Below are 25,617 nucleotides of genomic sequence, written 5' to 3'. Positions count from 1 at the left end.
GGGTCCCCCCCCCCCCCCCCCCCCCCCCCCCCCCCCCCCCCCCCTTCCGCAACCGGCCCCAGGAGGAACCGTGTTCCGCAGTGACTACGCAGACGTCCCGGCCGTGGAACAGCCCATCCACGAGGCCGTCCTGGGCCGGGCCGCCGAGTTCGGCGACGCCCCCGCCCTCGTCGACGGCACCGACGGCACCACCCTCGGCTACGCGCAACTGGACCGGTTCCACCGGCGCATCGCCGCCGCCCTCGCCGACGCCGGCGTCCGCAAGGGCGACGTCCTCGCCCTGCACAGCCCCAACACCATCGTCTTCCCGACCGCCTTCTACGCCGCCACCCGCGCCGGCGCGACCGTCACCACCGCGCACCCGCTGGCCACCCCCGAGGAGTTCGCCAAACAGCTCAGCGACTCCCGCGCCCGCTGGATCATCACCGTCTCCCCGCTGCTCGCCACCGCCCGCCGGGCGGCCGAACTCGCCGGCACGGTGCGGGAGATCTTCGTCTGCGACAGCGCACCCGGGCACCGCTCGCTGATCGACATGCTCGCCGGCCGCGCCCCCGAACCCGACGTCGCCCTGGACCCGGCCGAGGACGTCGCCGCCCTGCCGTACTCGTCCGGCACCACCGGCACCCCCAAGGGCGTCATGCTCACGCACCGGCAGATGGCCACCAACCTGGCCCAGCTCGACGCGGCGATCACCACCGCCCCCGGCGACCGCATCCTCGCCGTACTGCCGTTCTTCCACATCTACGGGCTGACCGCCCTGATGAACGCGCCGCTGCGCCGGGGCGCCACCGTCGTCGTGCTGCCCCGCTTCGACCTGGAGACCTTCCTCGCCGCCGTCCAGAACCACCGCATCACCGGCCTGTACGTGGCCCCGCCGATCGTCCTCGCCCTGGCCAAGCACCCGCTCGTGGACCGGTACGACCTGTCGTCGCTGCGGTACGTCATCAGCGCCGCCGCCCCGCTGGACGCCTCGCTCGCCGCCGCCTGCGCCGCCCGACTGGGCCTGCCGCCGGTCGGCCAGGCCTACGGCATGACGGAACTGTCCCCCGGCACCCACGTCGTCCCCCTGGACGCCATGCGCGACGCGCCTCCCGGCACCGTCGGCAGGCTCATCGCCGGCACCGAGATGCGCATCGTCTCCCTCGACGACCCCGGCACCGACCTCGGCCCCGGCGAGTCCGGCGAGATCCTCATCCGCGGCCCGCAGGTCATGAAGGGCTACCTCGGCCGCCCCGACGCCACCGCCGACATGATCGACGCCGACGGCTGGCTGCACACCGGCGACGTCGGCCACGTCGACCCCGAAGGCTGGCTGTTCGTCGTCGACCGGGTCAAGGAACTCATCAAGTACAAGGGCTTCCAGGTCGCCCCCGCCGAACTGGAGGCCCTGCTGCTCACCCACCCCGGCATCGCCGACGCCGCCGTCATCGGCGTACCGGGCGACCAGGGCACCGAGATACCGCGCGCCTACGTGGTCCGCCAGCCGTCCGCACCCGACCTCACCGAAGGGGACGTCATGATGCACGTCGCCGAACGCGTCGCCCCCTACAAGCGCGTCCGCCAGGTCGTCTTCGTCGACGCCGTGCCCCGGGCCGCCTCCGGCAAGATCCTCCGCCGACAGCTGCGGGAGCTCCCGTGACCCTCGTCGGCACCTTCCTCGAACGCGGTGTCCGCACCCTCAGCCTGGACTCCGCCGCCACCCGCAACGCGCTCTCCGCCGCCCTCGTCGGCCAGCTCGGCGACGCCCTCGACGACTGCGGCGCCGACCCCGGCGTACGCGCCGTCGTCCTCACCCACACCGGCAGCACCTTCTGCGCCGGCGCCGACCTGCGCGACCCGCCCGATCCGGACGACTTCGTCCGCCTGCTCCGCCGCATCCTCGAACTGGGCAAACCGGTCGTCGCCCGGGTGGCCGGCCACGTCCGCGCGGGCGGACTCGGACTGCTCGGCGCCTGCGACATCGCCGCCGCCTCCACCGCGGCCAGCTTCGCCTTCACCGAGGTGCGGATCGGGGTCGCGCCCGCCGTCATCTCGCTGCCGCTGATCCCCCGTACCGACCCCCGCGCACTCGCCCGCCTCTACCTCACCGGGGAGCGCTTCGACGCCGCCGAGGCCACCCGCCTCGGCCTGCTGACCGCCGCCGGGGAGGACGTGGACACCGTCCTCGCCCCGGTCCTCGACGGGCTGCGCCGGGCCTCCCCGCAGGGCCTCTCGGAGACGAAGCGGCTGCTCACGGCTAAGGTGCTGGAGGCATTCGACCGGGACGCGGCCGACCTCACCGCGCTCTCGGCCCGGCTGTTCTCCACCACGCAGGCCCGCGAGGGGATGACGGCCTTCCTCGAACGACGGGATCCCGCATGGGCGCTGTGACCGGCGACGACCGGATCGCGCGGACCGACCGCGCGCCGAAACAGGACCGCAGCCGCGCCACCCGGCAGCGGCTCCTGGAGGCCGCCGTGGCCTGCCTCGCCGAGCACGGCTGGGCGGGTTCCACGGTCGCCGTCGTCGCCGAGCGCGCCGGTGTCTCCCGCGGCGCCGCCCAGCACCACTTCCCGACCCGCGAGGACCTGTTCACCGCCGCCGTCGAGTACGTCGCCGAGGAGCGGTCCGGGGCGCTGCGCGCCCTGTTCCCGCGGGCCGCGCCCGCGGACCGGCGCACCGTCGTCGCCGCCCTGGTCGACCTCTACACCGGTCCGCTGTTCCGCGCCGCCCTGCACCTGTGGGTGGCCGCGTCCAACGAGGAGCCGCTGCGGGCCCGCGTCACCGAACTGGAGGCCCGGGTCGGCCGCGAGATGCACCGGATCGCCGTCGAACTGCTCGGCGCCGACGAGTCCGCCCCCGGCGCCCGGGAGACCGTCCAGGGCCTGCTGGACATGGCCCGCGGCCTCGGCCTGGCCAATCTCCTCACCGACGACCGCGCCCGCCGCGACCGGGTGGTCGCCCAGTGGGCCGACCTGCTCGACGAGGCCCTGGGCTGAGCCGCGCCGGGCGCCCGCCGGCGGACCGCAGCGGTGTCCGGCGCGCACCGTCGGCGCGCCGCGGTCACGGGCCGAGCCGCTCCACCCGCCAGCCCCCGTCCGCCTCCGCCACGTAGCGCAGCCGGTCGTGCAGCCGGTTCTCCCGGCCCTGCCAGAACTCGACCGACTCCGGCGCCACCCGGAACCCGCCCCAGTGCGGCGGTACCGGGACCTGCTCGCCCTGCGGGTACCGGGCGGCCAGTTCGGCGTACGACGCGTCCAGTTCGGCACGGGACCCGACCACCGACGACTGCGCGCTCGCCCACGCGCCGAGCTGCGAGCCGTGCGGCCGGGTGCGGAAGTACGCGGCCGTCTCGTCCCGGCCGGTGCGGCGCGCCACCCCCTCGACGATCACCTGCCGGGCCATCGGATGCCATGGGAAGAGCAGCGACACATGCGGGTTCTCCGCGAGGTCGCGTGCCTTGCGGGAGTCGTAGTTGGTGTAGAAGACGAAGCCGCGATCGTCGAACTGCTTCAGCAGCACCGTCCGCGAGCTGGGCCGTCCCCCGGCGTCCGCCGTGCACACCACCATCGCGTTCGGCTCGAACAGGTGGGCCTCCACGGCGGCCTGCCGGAACCAGCGCGCGAACTGCTCCACGGGTGTCGCGGCCAGGTCCGGCTCGGCGAGCCCCTCCACCCGGTACTGCTTGCGCATCGCCGCCGGGTCGGGAACGACGTCCCGCGGGTCGAAGGGCCGCTCGGACTCCTCGGGACGGGCGGTGGCGTCGGCGGAACCGGATTGATCGCGGGGCGCGGCGTCTCGGTCGTTCACATGCTCATCCTGCCGCATCCGCGGCCCGCGCCGGAGGGGGTGGCGCAACTCACGTGTGGCACTCAGTGCCGCAAACACTCCCCAGAGATGGCACTCGCGGCTATGGTGCTGTTACGTCCCGAGGATGACCGCCGGCCGCCGGAGGACGCCACCGGGGCGGCCGCCCCGGACCGCGCGTCACCGGACCGGCCGCGAGCCGCCGACGGCCGCGGATCCGCCGGGCCCGCCCGCGAACCGCACCGGCCGCCACCGGCCGCCACCGGCCGCCACCGGCCGGCGCCGGTCGGCGCCCTCCGGCGTCCGAGAGCCACCCGCCCGTCCACCGCATCACGAGGAGCCGCCTGATGTCCGACTTCGTACCCGGGCTAGAAGGAGTCGTCGCGTTCGAGACGGAGATCGCCGAACCGGACAAGGAAGGCGGTTCCCTCAGGTACCGCGGCGTCGACATCGAGGACCTGGTCGGCCACGTGTCCTTCGGCAACGTCTGGGGACTCCTCGTCGACGGCGCCTTCGACCCCGGACTGCCGCCCGCCGAGCCCTTCCCGATCCCCGTGCACTCCGGCGACATCCGCGTCGACGTGCAGTCCGCGCTCGCCATGCTCGCCCCCGTCTGGGGCCTCAAACCGCTGCTGGACATCGACGCCGGACGGGCCCGCGCCGACCTGGCGCGCGCCGCCGTCATGGCGCTGTCCTACGTCGCCCAGTCCGCCCGCGGGCAGGGCCTGCCCATGGTGCCGCAGCGCGAGATCGACAAGGCCACCTCCATCACCGAGCGCTTCATGACCCGCTGGCGGGGGGAGCCCGACCCGAAGCACGTCGCGGCCGTCGACGCCTACTGGACCTCGGCCGCCGAGCACGGCATGAACGCCTCCACCTTCACCGCCCGCGTCATCGCCTCCACCGGCGCGGACGTGGCCGCCGCGCTCTCCGGCGCCGTCGGCGCCATGTCCGGACCGCTGCACGGAGGGGCGCCCTCCCGGGTGCTGCACATGGTCGAGGAGATCGAGCGCACCGGCGACGCCGGGGCGTACGTCAGGAACGCCCTCGACCGCGGCGAGCGCCTGATGGGCTTCGGCCACCGGGTCTACCGCGCCGAGGACCCGCGCGCCCGCGTCCTGCGCCGCACCGCCCGCGAGCTGGGCGCCCCCCGCTTCGAGATCGCCGAGGCGCTGGAGAAGGCCGCCCTGGAGGAGTTGCACAACCGCCGGCCCGACCGGGTCCTCGCCACCAACGTCGAGTTCTGGGCGGCCGTCGTGCTGGACTTCGCCGAGGTGCCGGCCCACATGTTCACGTCCATGTTCACCTGCGCCCGCACGGCCGGCTGGTCCGCTCACATCCTGGAGCAGAAGCGCACCGGCCGCCTGGTCCGCCCGACCGCCCGCTACGTCGGCCCGGGCCCGCGCGACCCGCGCGCGGTCGACGGCTACGGGGACATCACCGCCGACTGACCCGGCCCCGGCGGGCCTCCCTGCGCGGACGACCCGCGCACGGGACGGCCGTCGGGAACGCAGACGACCCGCGGGCTGGGTTCCTCACGAGGAGGAGCCGGCCGGACGTACCGGCAGCCCGCGGGTCGGGTGACTGCTTGGGATTGGGCCGGCCGCGCATCCTGGACACGCTGGTCCGGCACCGCACTGGATGTGGTGGCGGACCGCTAGCCCGCAGCCACCTCGTGCGTCCGGGTTTCACTCATTTACCCGATCACCTCCTTTCCACGTAAGGCCCACCATAAGAACCCGGCGGACCCGGATCAACAGGTTTTCGCGAGCGGACCGAGAGCAGCGCCTCCGGTGACGGGGTCACGGGGTCACGGGGTCACGGGGTCACGGGGTCGGCCCCCCGCCCGCGCGGCGCAGGGGTTCGCGGGGGATCACGCCCCGGGCGCGGGAACCGGACGCGGGAACCGGACGCGGCCGTCCGCCGTCGACTAGGGGGGCGCGGGCGTGCAACGATTGTTTCAATCTTGCGGGAAACCCTATGTGCGCTGCGTCACGTTCAAGTTGAATGATGACCAGTGAGCGAACCGACGCGACGTACCTGCGGACGTTGCAGCCTGCAGGCGGTCCAAGGGGGTCGAGGTGAGCGCTTCCCGGCGTAGGGGGACCACTGACGAGCTGGGGCCGGACGGGCCCGAGCCGCCCGAGCACGACGGGGCGGACCTGCTCGCCGCGCTGCTGGACGGGATGGACGCCGCGCTGTGCGCGTTCGACGCGGACGGCACGGTCACCCACTGGAACCGCGAGGCCGAGCGCATCCTCGGCTGGACGGCGGCCGAGGCCGTCGGCCGCCAGGGCTTCGCCGGCTGGGCGGTGCGCAGCGCCGACGCCGACGAGGTCGAGGCGCGGCTGATGTCCGCGATGGGCGCCCCCGGCAGGCAGGTGCACGAGTTCGCGCTGCTGACCAAGGACGGCGGCCGGGTGCTGGTGCGTACGCAGTCCGCGGCGGTGCGCCATCCCGACGGCAAGCCCGCCGGGGTGTACTGCGCGTTCAGCGAGGTGCACGCGCAGATCGACCTGGAGCGGTCGATAGCGCTGAGCGAGGCGCTGCTGGAGGACGCGAGCTGGGGGGTCGTGCTGGTCGACGCCGACCTGCGGCCCGCCGTGGTCAACGCGCACGCCGCCCGGCTGCTGGGCACCGGCCGCACGGCGGTGCTGGGCCGGCCGCTCGGCGACCTGCTGTCGCAGGGTGTGGAGGCGCTGGAGAGCGCCCTCACCCATGTGCTGGCCGAGGGCGCCCCGCCGGCGCCCGCCGAGATGTGGGTGGCGGTGCGGACCGCGGAGGGCGAGCGGCGCCGCTGCTGGCGCAGCGGCTTCGTGCGGCTGGCCTCGCCGCTGGCGGAGGAGCCGGTGCCGCTGGGTGTGGGCTGGCTGTTCACCGACGTCACCGAGGCCAAGCAGGCGGAGCAGGAGGCCTCCCTGCTGAGGTTCCGGACGAACCAGCTCCACCGGGCGGCACGGGCGGCGGCCGAGTGCGAGGACCCGGCCGAGGCGGCCACCGTGCACCTGGACTTCGCACTGGCCGGGTTCGCCGACCACGCGCTGATCGACCGGGTGGCGGGCGGAGCGGTGTCCGACGCGGACGCCGCCGGGCCGGTGCGGCTGGTGCGGCTGGCGGCCACCCCGGCGGGCGGCCCCGGGCCGAGCGTGCTGGGGGAGGGGTCCGGTCTGCCGGTGCGCTACGGGGAGGGGCATCCGGCGTTCCAGTGCGTGCGCCGGTCGGGGTCGGTGCGGGCCGGTGCCGGGTCGATGACGGCGGAGGAGGCCCAGGCCTGGGCCGTGGCCAGGCAGTGGAACCGGGACACGGTGCACGCGCTGTGCTCGGTGCTGCGCAGCCGGGGGCGGACGCTGGGCGTGGTGACGTTCCTGCGGGGCCGCGGGCGCAGCGGCTTCGAGCGGTCCGACACGGCGTACGCGGAGGATGTGGCCGCGCGGATCGCGACGGCGCTGGACCTGGCGGATCTCGCGGGGTCCGCGGGGCCGGAGTCCGGGGGGCCGGAGGATGCCGGCGGCGGGGCCGGGCCGGCGGGCGGAGACGCCTGACCCGGGACACCCGGACCAGGCCCCCCGGGGCGCCCCCTGGCGCCCCGGGCGTCCCCGGGGAGGCGCACCGCCCGACGGGTCGGCTTCAGCGGCGGTAGAAGATGCGGTCGCGGTACTCGTCCAGGACCCGTCCGTTCCACTCGTGGCCGCCGTCGACGTTGCCCGAGCGCAGCAGCGGCGGTTCGATGCCGCGGTCGGCGAGCGAGGCGGCCGCCGTCGCCATGACCGCCTGGAGGAGCGCGGTCGTCACGACGGTGGAGGCCGGGGCGAACGGCGCGGGGATGGAGTCGAGGGTGAGTTCGGCGTCCCCCACCGAGATCTTCGAGTCGAGGACGAGGTCGCAGTGGTCCTTGAGGTAGGTGCCGGAGGCGTGCCGGGACTTGGTCTGCGCCGCGTACGCCACCGAGGTCACGCCGATGACGTGGACGCCGAGGGCGCGCGCGTTCATCGCCATCTCCACGGGCAGGGCGTTGCGGCCGGACAGGGAGATGATGACCAGGGTGTCCCCGGCGCGGACCGGGGAGGTGTCCAGGACGGCGCTCGCGAGGCCGTCGACGCGTTCCAGCGCGGAGCCGAGGGTGGCCGGCACGACGTCGACGCCGACGACTCCGGGGACCGCGAGCAGGTTCATCAGGGCGAGACCGCCGGCGCGGTAGACGACGTCCTGGGCGGCGAGCGAGGAGTGCCCGGCGCCGAAGGCGAAGAGGCGACCGCCGGAGGCGACCGTGTCGGCGAGGAGCGTGCCGGCGGCCTCGATGGCGGGGGCCTCCTCGTCGCGGACGCGGGTGAGGAGGTCGATCGCCGCGTCGAAGAACTGGTCGGCCGGCTTGTCGCTCATCCGCGGGGCTCCTTCGCACGGTTGCGGTCGTGTCGCGGATCACGGTGCGGTCTGGACCAGTGCGGTGTCAATACGGCCGCTCGGCGGGGCCGCGGGCCGGCGGGCGCGGACCCGGGCCTCGAGACGGGACGGGAGACGGGACGGGAGGTGGTGCCGGAGACGGGACGGGAGGTGGTGCGGGAGGGGACGGAGGGCGACCCCTCGCGGCGGTGCGGGAGGGGGCGGCGGAAGTGCCCGGTCGCGGCGGTGCGGCACGGTTGTCGGTGGTATCCGGCAGAATTGACGGCAGGGCCAGCGCACGCGCCGTGGGGCCGTCGGGCCTTCGGCAGATCTCATCGAGGGGCACGTATGTCCGGACTGATCGACACCACGGAGATGTATCTCCGCACCATCCTCGAGCTGGAGGAGGAAGGTGTGGTCCCCATGCGTGCCCGGATCGCCGAACGGCTCGACCAGAGCGGGCCGACGGTCAGCCAGACGGTGGCGCGGATGGAGCGCGACGGCCTGGTCTCCGTGGCCACCGACCGGCACCTGGAGCTCACCGACGAGGGCCGCCGGCTGGCGACGCGGGTGATGCGCAAGCACCGGCTCGCGGAGTGCCTCCTGGTCGACGTGATCGGTCTGGAGTGGGAGCAGGTGCACGCCGAGGCGTGCCGGTGGGAGCACGTGATGAGCGAGGCGGTGGAGCGCCGCGTGCTGGAGCTGCTGCGCCATCCGACCGAGTCGCCGTACGGCAACCCGATCCCGGGCCTGGAGGAGCTGGGGGAGAAGGACGGTCCCATGCCGTTCCTGGACGAGGGCATGGTGTCGCTCGCCGAGCTGGCCCCGGGCGCGGAGGGCAAGACGGTCGTGGTCCGCCGGATCGGGGAGCCGATCCAGACGGACGCGCAGCTCATGTACTCGCTGCGCCGGGCCGGCCTGCAGCCGGGGGCGGTGGTGAGCGTCACGGAGTCGGCCGGCGGTGTGCTGGTGGGCAGCGGCGGGGAGGCGGCCGAGCTGGCCGCGGACATCGCCTCGCACGTGTTCGTCGCCAAGCGCTGAGTCCGGTCCGGCGCCCATGCCGGCGCCCCTCGCCTCGCCAGTCTCAACTCCGTTGACTTCAGGGGGAGTTGCCGGATGATCCGCTTCGCGTCGAATCCGTGATCCAGTGCCCGGAATCACAGCGCCGGTGCGCCGCTCGTGCGAGGCTGTCGCGTGAGGCGGAGGACCTGAGGGGGTCGAGGATGTGCCGCAGCCGAGTGGAGAGCCCCGGCGCCGTGCGGCGCCGGGGCCTGTCCTCCCCTGTGTCGACCCGGAGCCCCGAGCTCTCAGGGTCGCCCCCCTCGGACCGTCTTCCCCGAGCGGTCCGCCCCCTGTGGAAGATCTCCCCTCGGCGGCCGCGATCATTCCTTGAGCGAGGTCACCCGAACGAGCGGTGTTGCCGACGGAGACGGCTTTTCTCGAATGTTTATTCGATAGCCTGCGGGTGACGGGCCCCGCGCCCGCCCCGCATCCCGCACGGCGCGCCCGACCCGGCGCGGCCCCCGCGGGCGGCGGCCGCGGTGGCACACGGCAGCAGCACGGCAAGCGGTACGACGGCAGCGACAGCCAGGGGGTGCCAGGACCGATGGCGCGGCGTATCGAGGTGACCGGCGCGGGCGGCGTCCGTCTCGCCGCCTGGGAGTTCGGCGACCCGCCCAAGGGCGACCCGGCGGTGTTCGTCCCGGAACAGGGCGGCCCCCGGTCCCGGCGCGCAGCGGACCGGACGCCCGGAGTGCTCTTACTGCACGGCCTGATGGGCCGAGCCGCGCACTGGGCGTCCACGGCCCGCTGGCTCGGCGAGCGGCACCGCGCGGTCGCCCTGGACCAGCGAGGCCACGGGCAGAGCGGGAAGCCCCCGGACGCCGCGTTCACGCGGGAGGCGTACGTCGAGGACGCCGAGGCCGCGCTCGAACAGCTCGGCCTCGCCCCGGCCGTCGTCATCGGACACGCGATGGGAGCGCTGACCGCCTGGCAGGTCGCCGCGAAACGCCCCGACCTGGTGTCCGGACTGGTCGTCTGCGACATGCGGGCATCCGCGCTGGGCGCGGCCTCGCAGCGCGAGTGGGCCGACTGGTTCCGGTCCTGGCCGGTGCCGTTCGCCACCCTCGCCGACGTCCGCAAGTGGTTCGGCGAGGACGACCCCTGGGTGGAGCGGCCCAACCCGGCCCGCGGGGCCTTCTACGCCGAGGTGATGCAGGAGACCCCCGACGGCTGGCGCCCGGTCTTCGACCCCGACCAGATGCTCCGCTCCCGGGAGACGTGGGTGTACGACGCGCACTGGGAGGAGCTCGCCCAGGTCCGCTGCCCCGCCCTGGTCGTCCGCGGCCTCGACGGCGAACTGGGCCGCGCGGAGGCGCAGGAGATGGTCCGCGTGCTGCCGCACGGCCGGTACGCGGAGGTCGCCGACGCCGGCCACCTGGTCCACTACGACCAGCCGGAGCGCTGGCGGGCGGCGATCGAACCCTTCCTGGAGGCCGTGCTCACCGGCTGAGGAGCGGCCGCCGGCGCACCGCCACCGGGAAGCGGCGGCCGGCGCACCGCCACCGGGAAGCGGCCGCCGGCGGCCGGTGCTCGCCGGGGGGAAGGCGCCGCCCGCACACCGCCCGGCCCCGCCGTCCGGCGCGGGGGTCCGTCAACCCCTGCTGACCGCCGCCAGGATCTCCGGCAGCCGCGCCGCAGTCCGCGGAGCCGCCATCCGCAGCCCGAGCAGGGCGACCCCGGAACCGTATGCCGCCCCCGCGGGCAGCAGCAGCCACGTCCACGCCTCGCCGCCCGCCGCGAGGTGCAGCCAGACCGACACCGCGAGCAGCGGTGCGCACAGCAGGGCCGCCGACACCATCCCGCCGACGATGGCGATCCAGGCCAGTCCGGCCTGCCCCGGCGCCACGTTCTTGTGGCCCTCCTGCGGAATCGAGTACGGGAAGCGGGCCGACATCCAGGCACCGCCCGCCAGCAGCGCGCCGAGCAGCGCGAACGACAGCCCCAGCACCTCCGCCAGCCGTCCCCACGCGCCCAGCAGCGCCGTCGTCACGACGGCCACCGACGCCGTGTACGGCAGCGTGACCGCCAGCAGCGCCAGCGCCCGCCCGCGCAGCTCCAGGTAGGCGTCCCGCGGCGAGGCGACGGTCACCGCGACCATCCAGAAGGCGGAGCCGTCCTGCCCGAACTGGTTGAACATCTGCACGCCGAGCATCCCGGCGGCGAAGCAGGCGAAGTAGACCGACCCGGTGCCCTGCAGGGCGTTGAACACCGGCACGATCAGCCCGATCGCGAGCGAGGCGACCCAGGCCGCCCTGGTCTTCGGGTCCCGCCACACGTAGCGCAGACTGCGGTGCATGACGGCGCCGGTGCGCCCGGCGGGCAGCAGCCCGCCGAGCCGCGCCGCCGGGCCGCGGTCCCGGGCGGCCGGGTCGTCGGGCCGGAGGGTGGAACCGTCCGGGGCGGTCATCAGCCGTGTCAGGCCGCGCGCCCACAACGCCGGCAGCGCCGCCGTCGCCGCCGCGGTCACCGCCAACTGCGCGGCGGCCGCACCGTAGGCGCCGTCGCTCACCGCGTGCACGGCGCCCACCGCGGCCGCGGGCGGCACCCAGCGCAGCACCTCCGCGGCCGGGTCGAGCTGCCCCAGGCCCGCCGAACCGAGCCGTTGCATACCGAAGTTGACGAGCTGTACGCCGATCGCGATGACCAGTCCGCTCAGCACCGCCAGATCGCGGCCCCGCCGGCTGGTCAGCAGGCGCGTGTTGGCGGTGGCGACGGCCCGGGCGAGGGACACGCACACCAGCAGCGCCATCACCACCGCGGGTACCGACACCGCGTACGCCGCCGCGCCGTGCGCCACCGAGACCACCGCGCCCGCCAGCAGCAGCACGGTGAACAGCGGGCCGATCCCGACCAGGGAGGACACCAGCAGCGCCCGGACCAGCGGGCGCGGCCGCAGCGGCAGCAGGACCAGCCGGGTCGCGTCCAGGGTCTCGTCCCCGCCCGGGAAGAACAGCGGCATCACCGCCCAGCCCAGGCCCAGCACCGCGGTGAGCAGCACGGCCACGGCGTCGGCGTGCGCGTGGCCGCGCAGGGCGGTCAGACCGAGCAGCGTGAGCACGCCGAACAGCAGACCGGCCGCGGCGGACGCCGCGTAGGCGGCACTGCGCCCCGGGGACCGCCGCAGCCCGCCGCGCAGCAGCGACAGCTTCAGCCGCACGACGACCGGGGTGAGGCTCATCGGGTACCGCCCAGCCAGTCCAGCTCGGAGGCGGAGTCCCGGCCGCCCGCGCCGACCAGTTCCAGGAAGGCCTCCTGGAGGGTGGGGGACGCGCCGCGCACCTCGGTCAGGGGGCCGTGGGCGCGGATGCGGCCCGCGGCCATCACGGCCACCCAGTCGCAGAGCGACTCGACGAGTTCCATGACGTGCGAGGAGAACACGACGGTGGCGCCCGAGGCGGTGTACCGCTCCAGCACGCCCCGGATGGTCTGCGCGGACACCGGATCGACGCCCTCGAACGGCTCGTCGAGGAAGAGGATCTCCGGATTGTGCAGCAGGGCCGCCGCGAGGCCGATCTTCTTGCGCATGCCGGTGGAGTAGTCGACGACCAGACGCTGCCGGGCACCGGACAGGTCGAGCACGTCCAGGAGCTGCCCGGCCCGCCGGTCCACCTCGGCGCCGGGCAGCCCCCGCAGGCGGCCCGCGTAGGCGAGCAGTTCGCGTCCCGACAGCCGCTCGAACAGGCGCAGCCCCTCAGGCAGTACCCCGATCCGCGCCTTCACCGCCACCGGGTCGCGCCAGACGTCGTGGCCGACGACCTCCACCGTGCCCGCGTCGGGCCGCAGCAGCCCGGTCGCCATGGACAGCGTGGTGGTCTTGCCCGCCCCGTTCGGTCCGACGAGCCCGACGAACCGGCCCGCCGGCAGGTCCAGGTCGATCCCGGCCACCGCCACCTGCTGCCCGAACCGCTTCCACAGCCCCCGCAGCCGTACGGCGCTCTCGTTCACCGCGTCTCCCTCCGTCGCGGAGAAGCCTACGGCGGGGCCGTGCTTGAGGGGGCCGGGGCAGCCGTGTGCGGCCGCCGACGCGCCGGTCGACGGCCTGAAGGTGCCCGCTGCGGTCCCCGCCGCGGGCCGCGGCGGGCGGGAGGCGCCGTCAGCGGTCCCTTCCGCAGGCGTAGGCGAGCGGTGAGATCAGTTCCTCGGCGTCCGGCAGCCAGCGGTTGGCGGGGGTGGGGCGGCGGGCCCACTGCACGGCACCGCGGGCCGCGTAGCGGGTCGGGGGAGCGGCGACCCAGGAGCCCTCGCCGAGGGTGACCAGGTCGAGCGTGGCGACCGCCCAGCCCAGCTTGCGGACCAGTTCGGGCACCTTCGCCGCCGCACCCGGCAGGACGAAGAACTGCATCCGCCGGTGCGGGGTGAGCGTCACCGGACCGAGGGTCAGCTGCATGCGCTCCATGCGTGCCAGAGCGAGGAAGCCGGCCGTCTCGGGCACGTCGACGGCGTCGAAGGTGCGTCCGGTCGGCAGCAGGATCGACGCGGTCGGCTGCTTCTGCCACATCCGCCGGGCGACGGTGGCGCTGCCCGTGGCCTGCGTCGCCCAGTCGGCGCGCACCGGGTGGGCCCCGGGCGCCCCGCACCCCGGTGCACCGCAGGAGCAGCGGTGCACCCCGTCGACGGCCTCCAGCCAGGTGCCGGGGAACACGTCCCAGTGGCGCTCCTCGGCGTAGCGAACTGCGGTCTCCAGCAGGGATTCCCCGCGCTGCTTCGGGATCTGCGCGGCTTGGGCGCCCGGGATCGTCTCTTCCACGTGGAACACAACTCCAGCGTCCACCTCCGGTTACGGGGTGTATCGCGCGCGGGGGAGGAGCACTGATTCATCGTTCGGGGCGCATGGGTGCACGCCCGGGGGCGCGCGGGAGGATCGGCGGTCCGAGCGGGTAGCCACGAGGGGGGCCGGCTCCCGCCGTTACCCCGGCAATCCTCACCATGACGCACATCAGCCGACATTGAGTGCATTCTCGACATGCCGGCTGGGCATTGATCTCCACGGCCGGTAACGCCCGCCACCGGGCCCTGTCCGGGAGTGGGGACGACCGGCCGCGGAAGACACGTCAACTCGGTGCGCGGGCAGGCACCGCAGCCACAGGGGGTTATGCCATGGCCGCAAGGCCTCTCGTCGCGAGGCAGCCGAACGAACGGCTGCAGGCGCTCATTCAGGAGGCGGGGTGCTCGAACGCCGGGCTCGCCCGCCGGGTCAACATGTGCGGTGCCGAGCACGGCCTCGACCTGCGGTACGACAAGACGTCGGTGGCGCGCTGGCTGCGCGGACAGCAGCCGCGGGGGCGCGCCCCGGCGGTCATCGCGGAGGCGCTCGGCCGCAAACTGGGCCGTACGGTCACGATCGACGAGATCGGCATGGCCAACGGCAAGAACCTCGCCTCCGGCGTCGGGCTCCAGTTCTCGCCGACGGTGCTGGGGGCCATCGAGCAGGTCTGCGAGCTGTGGCGCAGCGACGTCGGCCGCCGCGACTTCCTCTCCGGTTCCTCGGTCGCCGCCTCCGCGCTGGTCGAGCCCAGCCGCGACTGGCTGATCTCCTCGCCGGACGCCCAGGTGGCCCGTTCCGCGGGCCCGCGGGTGGGCCGGTCCGACGTGGCGGCGGTACGGTCCATGACGCAGGCCCTGGTGGACCTGGACCACCAGTACGGCAGCGGGCACGTGCGGCCGGTGGTGGTGCACTACCTCAACAGCGTGGTCTCCGGACTGCTGTCCGGCTCCTACCGGGAGGCCGTCGGCCGCGAACTGTTCGCCGCCGTGGCCCGGTTGACGGAGCTGGCCGGATACATGGCGGTCGACACCGGTCAACCGGGGCTCGCCCAGCGCTACTACATCCAGTCGCTGCGGCTGGCACAGGCGGCGGGCGACCGCGGCTACGGCGGCTACGTCCTCGCCGCCTCCATGAGCCACCTGGCCGCACAGCTCGGGAACCCGCGCGAGATCGCCCAGTTGGCGCGCGCCGCCCAGGAGGGAGCGCGCGGGCGTGCGACCCCGCGGGCGCAGTCCATGTTCCACGCCGCGGAGGCGCGCGGGCACGCGCTGCTGGGCGACGCGCGCGCCGCGCAGGCCGCCTCGGGGGAGGCCGTGCGGGCCCTGGAGGCCGCGGACCCGGCCTCCGGGGACGACCCGGTGTGGATCACCCACTTCGACGAGGCCTATCTCGCCGACGAGTTGGCGCACTGCCACCGCGACCTCGGGCAGCCGGAGGCGGCGGCCCGGTACGCGGAGCAGTCACTGGCCGGACACCCCGCCACCCGGGCGCGCCGGCGGGCCATCGGCTACCTGCTGCTCGCCACGGCCCGGGTCCAGCAGCGGGAGGTCGAGCAGGCCTGCCACACCGGTCTGCAGGCCGTGGAACTGCTGGAGAGCCTGCGCTCCGACCGGGGCGCGGAATACCTGGAGGACTTCCAGCAGCGGCTGGAGCCCTTCCAGGAGGAGTCGGTGGTAAGGGAGTTCGGCGCCCGGCTGGACCTCAGGACGGCCGCCTGAGCGGAAAGGGCGGTCGCACCGCGGCGGTCCGCTGCGGCCGCCGCACCGCCGGTGAACAACCGGTGTCGTCCGCTCGGCGTACGGTCGACGCCCGGCCGGCGCGGAGGCGCGGATCCGGCGCGGGAACCCGCCGGGTTCGTCGATCCGGTCACGGGGAAGGAGCCGACGCCCTGAGCTGCGTGGCACGCGGCTCGGGGGACCCGGTAGCGTGAGCCGACGATTCCGAAGGTCCCCCATTCGTAGGAGTCCCGGTGACGCAGAGTGGACAGGGCGAGGAGCCCTCGGCGCAGCCCGCGCACGAAGGCGTCGTGCTGCCCTCCGGCGGCGGCGATCCGCTGCCGCCCGGCATGAGCGGCGGACCCGGCGCCCCGGGCCCCTACGGCGCTCCGCAGCACGCTCCGCAGCCCGGTCAGCACCACGCCCCGCCCCAGGGCGGCCCCGGGCACGCCGCGCCCGACGGCCGGGACTGGGGCGGTACGTGGGGCGCCGCGGACCACTACCCGCACCCGCAGTCCGGCCAGGGCTGGCCGGCCGACCCCGCGTGGTCCCCCGGGCCCCAGGCTCCGGCGGGCCCGCTGCCGCCGGAGAACGCCCAGCAGCCGGGGTACCCCGACCCGGCCGGTCCGGCCGCGCACGGAGCGCCGCCGCCCGCCGGCGGCGCCGCCTTCCCGCCCGCCGCCGCGGCGCACGCGGACGAGGGCGCCACCCAGTACCTGCCGCCGGTCCCCGGCGCCCAGGCTCCGTATCCGCAGTCCCCGCCCGGTGCCCCGCAGCCGTACGCCGCCCACCCCGGGCACCCGGCGCAGCCCGCCTCCGACGAGGCGGCCACCCGCTACATACCGCCCGTCGCACCGGGCGCGCTGCCCCCCGAGGCAGCGCCGGACTCCACCCAGCGGCTGCGCCGCGCCTCGGGCGCGACCGCCGGGCACCAGCCGGGCGCGGGCCCGCTGCCGCCCGCCGCCGGGCCCGGCGCCGAGGCCGCCACCCAGTACATCCCGCCGGTGCCCGCCCAGCCCGACGCACAGGCCCCGTACGCCGGTCCCGGCGCCCCCGGCGGCGGTCCGGACCACCGCCAGCCCCCCGTCGAGTTCGACAACCTCTTCCGCGGCGCCTCCGGCCCGGACGGCGGCGCCGCCGCGACCCAGCAGATCCCCCGCTACGCCCAGCAGCCGGAAGCCGGCCACGGCAACCAGCCCGGCTACGCCCCGCCGGGCGGCTACGGCGACGGCCACCACGGCGACGGCTACGCCGACGACCACGACGGCGGCCGCACGCGCTCGCGCGTGCCCCTGTTCGCCGGGATCGGCGTGGCCATCGCCGTCGTCGGCATCGGCGCGGGCGCGCTGATGGGCGGATCCGGCGACGATCCGAAGACCGGCGACTCCGCCGCCGTCGCCGCCACCTCCCCCGCACCCGGGAACTCGCCCTCGCCGTCCGCCGACCCCGGCAAGAAGGAGGCGGCCGCCCTGGACAAGCTGCTGGCGGACAGCGGCAGCAGCCGCACCGCGGTGATCAAGGCGGTGGGCGACATCAAGGCCTGCCGCAACCTCGGGCAGGCGGCGAACGACCTGCGCGACGCGGCCAAGCAGCGCGGCGGGCTGGTCACCAGGCTGTCCGGGCTTCCGGTCGACGATCTGGCGCACCACGGGGAGCTGACCACCGCGCTGACCAACGCCTGGAAGGCGTCCGCCTCGGCCGACAACCACTACGCGGCCTGGGCCGACCAGATCGCCGCGGACAAGAAGAAGATGTGCCCCAAGGGCAAGTTCCGCTCCACCGGCCAGTACGAGGCCGGCAACCGGGCCAGCGGCACCGCGAGCAAGCAGAAGAAGACGGCCGCCGGGCTGTGGAACCCGATCGCGGAGAAGTACGGGCTGACCCGGCGGCAGTCGTCGCAGCTGTGACGGGCGGTCAGTTCACCTCGGCCTTCTTCAGGGTCTGCGTGACATCGACGAAGTCCTTGTCGGCGGCGACCAGCCGGCCGCCGTGCACCACCTGGATCAGCACGTCCGCGTTGACCAGGCGGGGGAAGCCGACGGACGCCAGCGGGGCGGCGAACTGCCAGCGCAGCGGCGGTGTCAGGCCGCCCGTGCCGACCTGGATGCCGCCGTCGAGGGCGTGGCGCACGCTGGTGGAGCTGATCTCGCCGTCGCCCAGCTTCTGCACGATCTCCCGGAACACGGTGTAGGCGATCCACGTCGTCTGCACCCCGGCGTCCGCCGGGTCGATGCGGTTGTCCAGGAAGGCGCGCTCGCGGATCGCCTTCTTCATCGGGTCCCAGCGCGGGTCGCTGGCGACCGGGTACCAGCCGGCGATGTACGCCCCCTCGTAGGGCCCCGAGGTGCCGCCGGCGGTGTTGACGGTGGTCTGGTCGACGCTGCCGAGCACGGTGGCCGCGCGCACCGACGGGTAGTCCTTGCGGGCGCGCCGGAAGGAGTCCATGAAGGTGTTGGTGCGGTCGCCGAGGGCGGGCACCACGCACCCCTTCTTGTTCTTGTCCGGGTCCTTGGTGGCCTGCTCGAGGGCGTCGCGGGACTGGGTGGAGTACTCGGTGGCGTCCTCGGCGGCGAGCTGGTCGCCGGCCGCCTTGTGGCCGCCCGCCTTGAGGCCCGAGTCGAGCAGCGGGGCGAGCTGGTCGCCGGTGATGGAGTCGGGGCGGACCAGCGTGACCGGTCCGCAGGTGCCGGCGAGTTTCCGGCCGAGGCCGGCCAGCAGGGTGGGCTGGCCTCCGTTGACGGGGTAGGACAGCGGGCTGGTGAACTCCTCGGTGCTGATGCCGTAGCCGCCTATGTAGGGGATGCCGGCGCCCTCCAGCGGAGGGAAGAAGGAGTCGGCGTACTGGCTGTAGGAGCCGACGACCGCGACCACCTTCTCCTCGACGGCGCGGCGGGCGCACTTCGCGGCGGCCACGCTGTCGTTGTGCTCGTTGCAGACCAGTACTTTCAGATCGCGGCCGTTGATGCCGCCGTGCGAGTTGACCCAGCGCGCGTAGGCCTGGGCGAGGGCGGTCATTCCGGGTTTGTTGGTGGCGTCGGTGCCCGAGGGGGCCCAGGTCATGACGGTGATCGGGCCGTCCCCGGAACCCCCCGTGGTACCGGGGACGATCCCGCACCCGGCGGTGAGGGAGGCGCCGGCCACCAGCGCCGCGGCCGCGCGGGCCGCGGCACGCTTCGCAGGTCGGGTGAAGGCGGGGAGGAATGTGGAACGCGTGCGTCGCCTGCCGGTCATGTCCCCGCACGATTCCGCCACACCGCTAACCTGGGAGTGACCCACGGTCAACGGATGGTGACCCGAAGGTGAATTGCGGGGGTCGGTGCGGCCCGCTGGAAGCGGAACGTACGATTTATGACCGTGCAAGGATCGGAGAACTCTTCCCGTCGCGGCCGTCGCTCCTCCACCATGGGCGGCATGCCACTGAACGACATGCCGTGGTGGCGCTGGCGCAGCAATGTGCGCTCCGCGCTGCACATGCTCTCCGACCCGGGGTTCCAGCGGGACGTCTGGCTGGCCGGCGCCGACGGCTACGGGGACGTCACCGACGCCGTGTACCGCCTGGTCGAGGACACCTGGCTGGACCACTGGTCCGCCGAGAAGTACGTCGGCACGATCTTCCGCGACTCGCAGGAGGCGGCGCTGGTGGACACCGCGGTGCTGCGGGTGCTGCGGATCATGCACCAGGTCGGCCCGGACGCGCCGGTCACCACCTACGTCGACCACCAGGACTGGCCGGAGGCGGTGCGGGCGGCGCGGGACGCGCACGTGCGGCTGGCGACCGGCGACGGCGAGGACCCGGACGTGCCGCCCAGCTCCCTGGAGGTGCTGCACATCCTGACCAGCTCGGCCTGAGGCGCGCCCCGCCCGGCAGCCGGCCGGGTCCGGGTGGCGGACTGCCCTGAACGGCGGCGCCCGGACGTGAGACGCTGTCCTGCATGAACGAGCAGTCCTCCCGAGCCGCGGCGGCGCCGGCCGACCAGTACGTCCTGACGCTCTCCTGCCCGGACAAGCAGGGCATCGTGCACGCCGTGTCGAGCTACCTGTTCATGACCGGCTGCAACATCGAGGACAGCCAGCAGTTCGGCGACCACGACACGGGACTGTTCTTCATGCGCGTCCACTTCTCGGCGGAGTCGCCGGTGACGGTGGACAAGCTGCGGGCGAGCTTCACGGCGGTCGGCGACTCCTTCCACATGGAGTGGCAGATCCACCGGGCCGACGAGCGGATGCGCGTCGTCCTGCTGGTCAGCAGGTTCGGGCACTGCCTGAACGACCTGCTCTTCCGCGCCCGGATCGGCGCCCTTCCGGTGGAGATCGCGGCGGTGGTGTCCAACCACACCGACTTCGCGGAGCTGGTGGACTCCTACAACGTGCCCTTCCACCACATCCCGGTGACGAAGGACACCAAGCCGGAGGCGGAGGCCAGGCTGCTGGAGATCGTCCGCGAGGAGGGCGTCGAGCTGGTCGTCCTCGCCCGTTACATGCAGGTCCTCTCCGACGACCTGTGCAAGCGGCTCGCCGGGCGGATCATCAACATCCACCACTCCTTCCTGCCGAGCTTCAAGGGCGCCAAGCCCTACCACCAGGCGCACGCGCGCGGGGTGAAGCTGATCGGCGCCACCGCGCACTACGTCACGGCGGACCTCGACGAGGGCCCGATCATCGAGCAGGAGGTCGAGCGCGTCGGCCACGGCGTCACCCCGGACCAGCTGGTGGCGATCGGACGGGACGTGGAGTGCCAGGCGCTGGCCCGGGCGGTGAAGTGGCACGCCGAGCGGCGGATCCTGCTGAACGGGCGGCGGACGGTGGTCTTCGGCTGAGTCCGCGGCCGCGGATCCCGCACGCCGCCGGCCCGGCGCCGCTCCCGCTCCGGCCTCCGCCTGCCGGTCGCCTTCCCAGGCAGGGCGCCTGACGCCGTACGCCTGACGCCTGCGCCGTTCCCGTGTGCCGGACGCCGCGCCGCGGCGGGTGAAGGCCGCCGCGGCGCGAACGGTGCCTGCTGCGGCCCTAGATCCGGCTCAGCGAAGCCGCCGCGAAGAGCACGTCCCTGATCGCCTCCCGGTCGCCGGACTGCCCGGCCGCCGCCTCCTGCGGGGAGACGTGCCCGGCGGCGAGCCGGCAGAACTCCACGCCGTCCAGTGCGACATGCGCCACCTCGTGCGCCGCCGACCCGGCCGCGGCCGGGGAGTCCAGCGGGATGAGCCACTCGCCGCCGCCCAGCCCCTCGATCTCCAGCCGCAGACTCCGGCCGGGCTGCCCGGCGGCCACCAGGTGCCGGCCGCTGCCGGATGCGGCCAGACCCGAGCGGCGGCGGAACGCGAGCACCCCGGGCAGCATCCGGGCCGCCACGTCGATCATGCCGCGCAGATGGCGCGGGGCGGGAGGCGCGTAGGGGTAGTCGACCGCCTCCGCGATGTCCTCGGCGTGCACCCAGCACTCGAAGGCCCGGTCCAGCATCGCGTCCCGCAGCGGCAGCGCGCCGTCGCCGTACGACACCGCCGTCTCCGCCGCGCCGGAACCCGCGGTGAAGGCCACCGTCCGCACCAGGGTGCGGCTCTGCTCCCGCCACGGCGCGCGCACCGCGCGGGTCGGCGGGACGCGCGCGGCCCGCCAGTAGGCCTCGGTGCGCCCCTCGGGCGTCGGCTTCTCGGGGCGCGCCGGGTCCAGCGGGTCGTCCAGGCCGAGGGCGACGGCGATCAGCCCGTCCACCGCGAGCAGGTGCGCGATGGTCCCGGCGACGGTGGTCCGGCGACTGGCCGCCGCGTCCCCCTCGAACCAGCGCAGCCGTACCGGCGCATGCCACTCGGCGTCGCCGAAGTCCTGCAGCAGGGCGTCCAGGCGGGCGGTCTCGGTGTCGTACGCCGCCGCCCAGTCGGGGACCGGGATGCGGGGTGGACGCCGGTCGAGGCAGCTCTCCAGGACCCGGGTGCGCAGGCCGGGATCGAGGTCCAGGCTGTCGGGGCGCTGCAGCAGCCCGACGGCCTCGCGCAGTCGGCGCGCCTCGTCCGCGCAGGCGCCGCACCGGCCGAGGTGCTCCTCGACGGCCGCGGTCTCCTCCGCCGAGCAGGCCGCCAGCGCCCAGGCGCCCAGCAGCGCCTTCAGCACCGGGTGCGGCAGGTCCGGTGGCGGCAGCGGGACCGGCGCGGGAGGCAGCGGCAGCCCGCTGTCCTCCACCGAGGCGCGGGGCAGGGGGATGCGCGGCTCCCGATCCGGGTGCGGACCGGGGGAGCCCCCGGGGCCGCGGCCGCCCGGGGGTCCGCCCGGTTCACCGGGCCCGCCCGGCGGGCCGCCGTCCCCGCGGGGCCCCGCGGGCCGCCGCGCGCCGTCGCCCGGCCCGGCCGGGCCGGCGGCCGGGCCGCCGGAGCCGTCCTCCGGTTCGCCGATCCGACCGCCGGCCCCTTCCCCGGTCCGCGCGCCGGTGTCGCCGTGCTGCTCCCGCGCCTCCCCGGGCGCGCCGCGGTTCGCCTCGCTCACGCGGCGCCTCCGTACTTCGGCGGTGTCGCCGGCGGCGCCGCGTCGTGGGCGGTGGACAGCAGTTGCAGGCCCAGACGGAGCCGGCGGCGCGCCTCGTCCTCGGTGACGCCCAGGTCGGCCGCGGTCTGGCGGTAGTCGCGGCGCTGGAAGTAGGCCAGTTCCAGGGCGGCGCGCAGCGGTGCGGGCATGGCCTGCACGATGTAGTCGGCGCGGGCCGTGACGGAGGCGTGCCGCACCCTGCGTTCGAGTTCCTCTGCCGAGCCGGGCCCGCCTCCGGCGAGCGCCGCGGTCTCCGCGGCGCGCAGCCGCTGCACGGCGAAGTGGTGGGCCAGCGCGGCGACCCAGGTGCGCAGCGGCCCCTGCCTGGGGTCGTAGCCCTCGGGGTGCTCCCAGACGTGCGCGAAGACCTCGCGGGTGACGCGGTCCGCGGCGTGCTCGTCGCCGAGCACCCGGTGGGCGAGGCCGTGCACCAGTGAGGCGAAGCGGTCGTACAGCTCACCCAGGGCGGCCGCCTCGCCGCGTTCGAGCCGCTGCTGCATCCTGCGGTCCCAGCGGGGCGGTGCGTCCTTCTTCGCCATACGGCCCCCTCACCCTGCCTGTGCCCGAGTCGAGCGTGCGCTCACCGTCTCCTCGAATGTAGTCGGCACGCCTCACGGCGCGCGCCCCTTTGTGCCAAGGTGCGCCCCCCGGGGCGCGCGAGATGGTAGGGGCGGCTGCCCGGCCCGCAGGGCCACCCACTCGCGCACCTCCGAAACCAACGCATTGCATGTCCGATCGAACCTGATCGAGCGTGACCGAAACAAGACCTTTGTCGATCGCCTGTCGTTTCCTGTGCCGTGTTTCAGGGAACGGCCGCTGGGCAGCCGCGCTGAAGGGAAGCGTAGGAAACGCTTCCGGTTCGTGGCGGTTCCGGGTGGATTCCGGCGAGCGAGGGGCGTGGTGGTGACGTTCAAGGTGACCGACGGTGAGCAGGGCGAGTGGGCCGTGCTCCAGGTCTCGGGCGAACTGGACCTGATGACATCGCCCGTGCTGCGGCAACGCGTCCACGACATGATCGCCGAGGGGCGGCACAGCCTCGTCCTCGACCTGGCCGAGGTGTGGTTCTGCGACTCCAGCGGTGTCGGTGTGCTCATCGCCACCCGGCGGCTGATCCGGTCCTGCCGGGGCCGACTGCGCCTGGTGCTGCCCGCCCGCGGCGCGGAGGAGGGCTCGCACGTGAACCGGGTGCTCGGCGCCCTCGGTGTGCGCCGCCTCTTCGACGTGCACGCCGACCTGGTGGACGCGGTGGACGAGGAGGCGCGGCCCCTGTCGGCCTGACGGCCGCACCGACCGCACCTCCGTGCCGGCCGCACCTCCGCACCGGCCGCACGTCCGCACCGCGCCGTCCGCACCTCCGCGCCGGCCGTCCGGGCGGCGGCCCCGGACGGGTGGGCACAAGGCCCGTTGCTCCGCCACAGAGTCGTCCCGGAATTCCCCCGGTCTTGGTACAGGCTTCGCCGCTGCGCGCCTCGGCGTACACCCGCGTCGTACGCTCCAGGCAGACCTACCCCGACGTGACGTGAGGCGGCCTGAGGACACATGGTCAGCAGCGAGTACGAGCGTAAGATCGCCGCCCGGTTCGCCACCTTCGACCAGGACGGCAACGGCTGGATCGACCGGGCCGACTTCGACGCCGCCGCCAAGGCGGTGCTCGCCGAGTTCGGTGTCGCGGCCCGCTCCGACCGGGGCCAGTCCCTGTACGCCGGTGCCGAGGCCTTCTGGCAGGGCATGGCCGGCATGGCGGACCGGGACGGCGACCAGCGGATCGGCCGCGAGGAGTTCGTCACCGGCGCGGTCAAACGCCTGCGCGACAACCCGGAGCGGTTCGCCGAGATCGCCCGCCCCTTCCTGCACGCCGCACTCGCCGTCGCCGACTCCAACGGCGACGGGGCCGCCACGGTCGGGGACACCACGCGCGCGCTGCGCGCTCTGGGGGTGCCGGAGGGCGTCGCCCGGACCACGGCGGCCGCGCTCGACGGCGACCGCGACGGCCGGATCGGCGAGACCGACATCGTGCCCGCCTTCGCCCGCTACTTCACCGTTCCCGAGTGAGGCGGGCCGTCCGGGGGTGCAACTGCCGTCGCCGCGAGGCGCCGAGGCGCGCCGCCCGGACCGCCGCACGCCCCCGGCCGCCCCACCCGCGGTGACCGCCGCCCCGGCTCCGCGAGCCGTGCGACGGTGCGGAGGGGGCGCGCGGTCCACCGAGTGCGGGCCGCCGGCCTTCGGGCCGGCGCAACCCGCCCGGGGCGGAGGACGGTTCGGCGGGTGCGACGCGCGGCGGCCGGACATGTCACCGATCGTGGCACGGCCCGATCACGCAGCGTCGATACCGGGTTGTGCCCTAGGCGTGACTCGTCACGGCCTGGAGTCGACCGGATGCTCGGGTACCTTGTGTGGGATGCGAGTGGTTCCCGGTACGCGCTATGCCGGTGTTGCCTGTTCGACTGCCCGCGGGGGGCGTCGCACAGTATGCCGCACGGGTACTCCTTCGCGCTGGAATATGCCCGAAGCGCTTGTTGGGGTGACGGTACGTCAATCAAGCTGTCCCGTAAGGGATTCACGTTCCGTGACCCGGGCCCCTGTCATTGTCCTGGTCATGCACAAAATGGCTAGGATCGTGGCCCTCGTCGTCGTGGTGCTCGCGTGGCGCGCGGCCACGTGTCCGCCGGTTCGGATGGTGTGAGCGGTGCAGGTGCTACAGGTGCAGCTGGAGATCCGGCCCGACCCCGCTGAGGTGGGAAGGGCCCGGAGGTGGGCTCGCTCGCGGCTCGCCGGGTCGGGCATTGCGGCCGACGGGCCCCTTGCCGAGACCCTGGTCCTGCTCGTCTCCGAACTCGTCACCAACGCCGTGGTGCACACGGGTTGTCCGGCCGTGCTGCGTCTCTCCCTCCCGGGTGCGGCGGACGGGCCGGAGGTCCTGCGGCTGGAGGTCGTCGACCGCAGCGGGCGGGCACCGGTGCCGCGGTGCGTGGACGGTGAGGCGACCGGTGGTCGCGGACTGGCCCTCGTCGACGGCCTCGCCGACCGCTGGGGCTGGAGCCCCGAGGGGGCCGGCAAGAGCATCTGGTGCGAACTCGACCGGTGCGCACGGCCGGAGGCGTCGGGTGCGGCCCGCGGGACCGTCTCTCCGGCCTACGACGGCCTGGCCTACGAAGCGGTCTGACGGTCCGTTCCATCCGCCGTGCCCGGCGCACGGCACGGAGCACGGCACGGAGCACGGCGTGACCGGGTGGCGCCGCGATCCGTCCGGAACAAGTCCGTGCGCCCGCACCGTGCATCCGTGCGCGCCCACCGCAAAGCGGGCGTAAGTGACAATCCCTCGTTCGGGTGTTGACGCCGCGTGTCTGCTTGATCACTCTGGTGGTCAGCGATTCGCCGCGAGGGGACGGCGAGGGCTTC

22 protein-coding genes are annotated in these 25,617 nt (G+C 74.7%); 14 read left to right on the top strand and 8 right to left on the bottom strand.

Annotated elements, in window-relative coordinates:
• Positions 1–70: 70 nt before the first annotated feature.
• From ACL02U_RS18945 to ACL02U_RS18935, 3 genes are read left to right on the top strand one after another with little or no spacing between them, the layout of a single operon-like run.
• Positions 71–1,639, top strand: a complete 1,569-nt coding sequence (locus tag ACL02U_RS18945; RefSeq protein WP_412792043.1) for a 4-coumarate--CoA ligase family protein — start codon at positions 71–73, stop codon at positions 1,637–1,639.
• Positions 1,636–2,370 carry an enoyl-CoA hydratase family protein gene (locus ACL02U_RS18940; RefSeq protein WP_412792042.1) on the top strand — a complete coding sequence of 245 codons (735 nt, stop codon included), beginning with the start codon at positions 1,636–1,638 and terminating at the stop codon, positions 2,368–2,370. Before ACL02U_RS18945 ends, ACL02U_RS18940 begins: the two co-directional genes overlap by 4 nt.
• The gene (locus ACL02U_RS18935; RefSeq protein ID WP_412792041.1) at positions 2,358–2,978 is read left to right on the top strand and encodes a TetR/AcrR family transcriptional regulator; all 621 of its coding nucleotides are present in this window, start codon (positions 2,358–2,360) and stop codon (positions 2,976–2,978) included. The genes ACL02U_RS18940 and ACL02U_RS18935 overlap by 13 nt, the downstream gene beginning before the upstream one ends.
• Positions 2,979–3,042: 64 nt before the next feature.
• On the opposite strand, the gene pdxH is transcribed toward ACL02U_RS18935, so the two are convergent.
• On the bottom strand, positions 3,043–3,672 hold the full coding sequence (gene pdxH / locus ACL02U_RS18930) for a pyridoxamine 5'-phosphate oxidase (RefSeq protein WP_412792048.1): 630 nt from the start codon (positions 3,670–3,672) through the stop codon (positions 3,043–3,045).
• Between the two features lie 461 nt (positions 3,673–4,133).
• On the opposite strand from pdxH, the gene ACL02U_RS18925 reads away from it, so the two are divergent.
• Together ACL02U_RS18925 and ACL02U_RS18920 are read left to right on the top strand one after the other, a co-directional pair.
• A complete protein-coding gene (locus tag ACL02U_RS18925; RefSeq protein ID WP_412792040.1) occupies positions 4,134–5,237 on the top strand; it encodes a citrate synthase 2 in 1,104 nt (367 codons plus the stop codon).
• A 630-nt stretch (positions 5,238–5,867) separates the two neighbouring features.
• Positions 5,868–7,328, top strand: a complete 1,461-nt coding sequence (locus tag ACL02U_RS18920; protein WP_412792039.1) for a PAS domain-containing protein — start codon at positions 5,868–5,870, stop codon at positions 7,326–7,328.
• A gap of 85 nt (positions 7,329–7,413) precedes the next feature.
• On the opposite strand, the gene ACL02U_RS18915 is transcribed toward ACL02U_RS18920, so the two are convergent.
• Positions 7,414–8,166: an SIS domain-containing protein gene (locus ACL02U_RS18915; RefSeq protein WP_412792038.1), complete on the bottom strand. Its 753-nt coding sequence runs from the start codon at positions 8,164–8,166 to the stop codon at positions 7,414–7,416.
• Between the two features lie 348 nt (positions 8,167–8,514).
• Here ACL02U_RS18915 and ACL02U_RS18910 point away from each other — a divergent pair, with 348 nt between their 5' ends.
• Entirely contained in the window at positions 8,515–9,207 is a 693-nt protein-coding gene (locus ACL02U_RS18910; RefSeq protein ID WP_412792037.1) for a metal-dependent transcriptional regulator, read from the top strand.
• Between the two features lie 565 nt (positions 9,208–9,772).
• Positions 9,773–10,678, top strand: coding sequence for an alpha/beta fold hydrolase (locus tag ACL02U_RS18905; RefSeq protein WP_412792036.1), 906 nt, complete (start codon positions 9,773–9,775; stop codon positions 10,676–10,678).
• 141 nt (positions 10,679–10,819) lie between these two features.
• Here ACL02U_RS18905 and ACL02U_RS18900 read toward each other — a convergent pair whose 3' ends face one another.
• The 3 genes from ACL02U_RS18900 to ACL02U_RS18890 form a co-directional block, all read right to left on the bottom strand.
• Complete coding sequence (locus ACL02U_RS18900; RefSeq protein ID WP_412792035.1) at positions 10,820–12,406, bottom strand: transporter; 1,587 nt, start codon at positions 12,404–12,406, stop codon at positions 10,820–10,822.
• Positions 12,403–13,173, bottom strand: a complete 771-nt coding sequence (locus ACL02U_RS18895; protein ID WP_412792034.1) for an ABC transporter ATP-binding protein — start codon at positions 13,171–13,173, stop codon at positions 12,403–12,405. Before ACL02U_RS18895 ends, ACL02U_RS18900 begins: the two co-directional genes overlap by 4 nt.
• A gap of 148 nt (positions 13,174–13,321) precedes the next feature.
• On the bottom strand, positions 13,322–13,984 hold the full coding sequence (locus ACL02U_RS18890; protein WP_412792033.1) for a bifunctional DNA primase/polymerase: 663 nt from the start codon (positions 13,982–13,984) through the stop codon (positions 13,322–13,324).
• Between the two features lie 341 nt (positions 13,985–14,325).
• On the opposite strand from ACL02U_RS18890, the gene ACL02U_RS18885 reads away from it, so the two are divergent.
• Both ACL02U_RS18885 and ACL02U_RS18880 read left to right on the top strand, forming a co-directional pair.
• Positions 14,326–15,711 (top strand): transcriptional regulator, encoded by a 1,386-nt coding sequence (locus ACL02U_RS18885; RefSeq protein WP_412792032.1) that lies wholly within the window; start codon positions 14,326–14,328, stop codon positions 15,709–15,711.
• 251 nt (positions 15,712–15,962) lie between these two features.
• Positions 15,963–17,615, top strand: coding sequence for a hypothetical protein (locus ACL02U_RS18880; RefSeq protein ID WP_412792031.1), 1,653 nt, complete (start codon positions 15,963–15,965; stop codon positions 17,613–17,615).
• Between the two features lie 7 nt (positions 17,616–17,622).
• Here the strand turns inward: ACL02U_RS18880 and ACL02U_RS18875 are convergent, their stop codons facing one another.
• Positions 17,623–18,939 carry an ABC transporter substrate-binding protein gene (locus ACL02U_RS18875; protein ID WP_412792030.1) on the bottom strand — a complete coding sequence of 439 codons (1,317 nt, stop codon included), beginning with the start codon at positions 18,937–18,939 and terminating at the stop codon, positions 17,623–17,625.
• A gap of 117 nt (positions 18,940–19,056) precedes the next feature.
• On the opposite strand from ACL02U_RS18875, the gene ACL02U_RS18870 reads away from it, so the two are divergent.
• Positions 19,057–19,557, top strand: coding sequence for an SCO4402 family protein (locus tag ACL02U_RS18870; protein WP_412792029.1), 501 nt, complete (start codon positions 19,057–19,059; stop codon positions 19,555–19,557).
• 83 nt (positions 19,558–19,640) lie between these two features.
• Positions 19,641–20,525 (top strand): formyltetrahydrofolate deformylase, encoded by an 885-nt coding sequence (purU, locus tag ACL02U_RS18865; protein ID WP_412792028.1) that lies wholly within the window; start codon positions 19,641–19,643, stop codon positions 20,523–20,525.
• Positions 20,526–20,712: 187 nt separating this feature from the next.
• Here the strand turns inward: purU and ACL02U_RS18860 are convergent, their stop codons facing one another.
• Together ACL02U_RS18860 and ACL02U_RS18855 are read right to left on the bottom strand one after the other, a co-directional pair.
• Positions 20,713–22,089 (bottom strand): zf-HC2 domain-containing protein, encoded by a 1,377-nt coding sequence (locus tag ACL02U_RS18860; RefSeq protein WP_412792047.1) that lies wholly within the window; start codon positions 22,087–22,089, stop codon positions 20,713–20,715.
• Between the two features lie 86 nt (positions 22,090–22,175).
• Positions 22,176–22,757, bottom strand: a complete 582-nt coding sequence (locus ACL02U_RS18855; RefSeq protein WP_412792027.1) for a sigma-70 family RNA polymerase sigma factor — start codon at positions 22,755–22,757, stop codon at positions 22,176–22,178.
• A gap of 358 nt (positions 22,758–23,115) precedes the next feature.
• Here ACL02U_RS18855 and ACL02U_RS18850 point away from each other — a divergent pair, with 358 nt between their 5' ends.
• The 3 genes from ACL02U_RS18850 to ACL02U_RS18840 all read left to right on the top strand — a co-directional run bounded on the left by ACL02U_RS18850 (position 23,116) and on the right by ACL02U_RS18840 (position 25,381).
• The gene (locus ACL02U_RS18850) at positions 23,116–23,496 is read left to right on the top strand and encodes an STAS domain-containing protein (protein ID WP_412792026.1); all 381 of its coding nucleotides are present in this window, start codon (positions 23,116–23,118) and stop codon (positions 23,494–23,496) included.
• Between the two features lie 261 nt (positions 23,497–23,757).
• Complete coding sequence (locus ACL02U_RS18845) at positions 23,758–24,270, top strand: EF-hand domain-containing protein (protein WP_412792025.1); 513 nt, start codon at positions 23,758–23,760, stop codon at positions 24,268–24,270.
• 649 nt (positions 24,271–24,919) lie between these two features.
• Complete coding sequence (locus ACL02U_RS18840) at positions 24,920–25,381, top strand: ATP-binding protein (protein ID WP_412792046.1); 462 nt, start codon at positions 24,920–24,922, stop codon at positions 25,379–25,381.
• The last annotated feature ends 236 nt before the right edge of the window (positions 25,382–25,617 follow it).

It is taken from the genome of Streptomyces sp. MS06 (assembly GCF_047200655.1).
Lineage (GTDB): Bacteria > Actinomycetota > Actinomycetes > Streptomycetales > Streptomycetaceae > Streptomyces.
Note: the sequence above shows the minus strand (reverse complement) of the source record. Positions and strands in the feature narration are given on the sequence as shown.

What these genes read in the sequence shown, in the direction of transcription:
- ACL02U_RS18845 (WP_412792025.1), top strand. Translation starts at nt 23,758, where the DNA reads ATGGTCAGCAGCGAGTACGAGCGTAAGATCGCCGCCCGGTTCGCCACC.
- ACL02U_RS18915 (WP_412792038.1), bottom strand. Translation starts at nt 8,166, where the DNA reads ATGAGCGACAAGCCGGCCGACCAGTTCTTCGACGCGGCGATCGACCTC.
- pdxH (WP_412792048.1), bottom strand. Translation starts at nt 3,672, where the DNA reads ATGCGCAAGCAGTACCGGGTGGAGGGGCTCGCCGAGCCGGACCTGGCC.
- ACL02U_RS18885 (WP_412792032.1), top strand. Translation starts at nt 14,326, where the DNA reads ATGGCCGCAAGGCCTCTCGTCGCGAGGCAGCCGAACGAACGGCTGCAG.
- ACL02U_RS18910 (WP_412792037.1), top strand. Translation starts at nt 8,515, where the DNA reads ATGTCCGGACTGATCGACACCACGGAGATGTATCTCCGCACCATCCTC.
- ACL02U_RS18925 (WP_412792040.1), top strand. Translation starts at nt 4,134, where the DNA reads ATGTCCGACTTCGTACCCGGGCTAGAAGGAGTCGTCGCGTTCGAGACG.
- ACL02U_RS18870 (WP_412792029.1), top strand. Translation starts at nt 19,057, where the DNA reads ATGACCGTGCAAGGATCGGAGAACTCTTCCCGTCGCGGCCGTCGCTCC.
- ACL02U_RS18935 (WP_412792041.1), top strand. Translation starts at nt 2,358, where the DNA reads ATGGGCGCTGTGACCGGCGACGACCGGATCGCGCGGACCGACCGCGCG.
- ACL02U_RS18855 (WP_412792027.1), bottom strand. Translation starts at nt 22,757, where the DNA reads ATGGCGAAGAAGGACGCACCGCCCCGCTGGGACCGCAGGATGCAGCAG.
- ACL02U_RS18905 (WP_412792036.1), top strand. Translation starts at nt 9,773, where the DNA reads ATGGCGCGGCGTATCGAGGTGACCGGCGCGGGCGGCGTCCGTCTCGCC.
- purU (WP_412792028.1), top strand. Translation starts at nt 19,641, where the DNA reads ATGAACGAGCAGTCCTCCCGAGCCGCGGCGGCGCCGGCCGACCAGTAC.
- ACL02U_RS18875 (WP_412792030.1), bottom strand. Translation starts at nt 18,939, where the DNA reads ATGACCGGCAGGCGACGCACGCGTTCCACATTCCTCCCCGCCTTCACC.
- ACL02U_RS18900 (WP_412792035.1), bottom strand. Translation starts at nt 12,406, where the DNA reads ATGAGCCTCACCCCGGTCGTCGTGCGGCTGAAGCTGTCGCTGCTGCGC.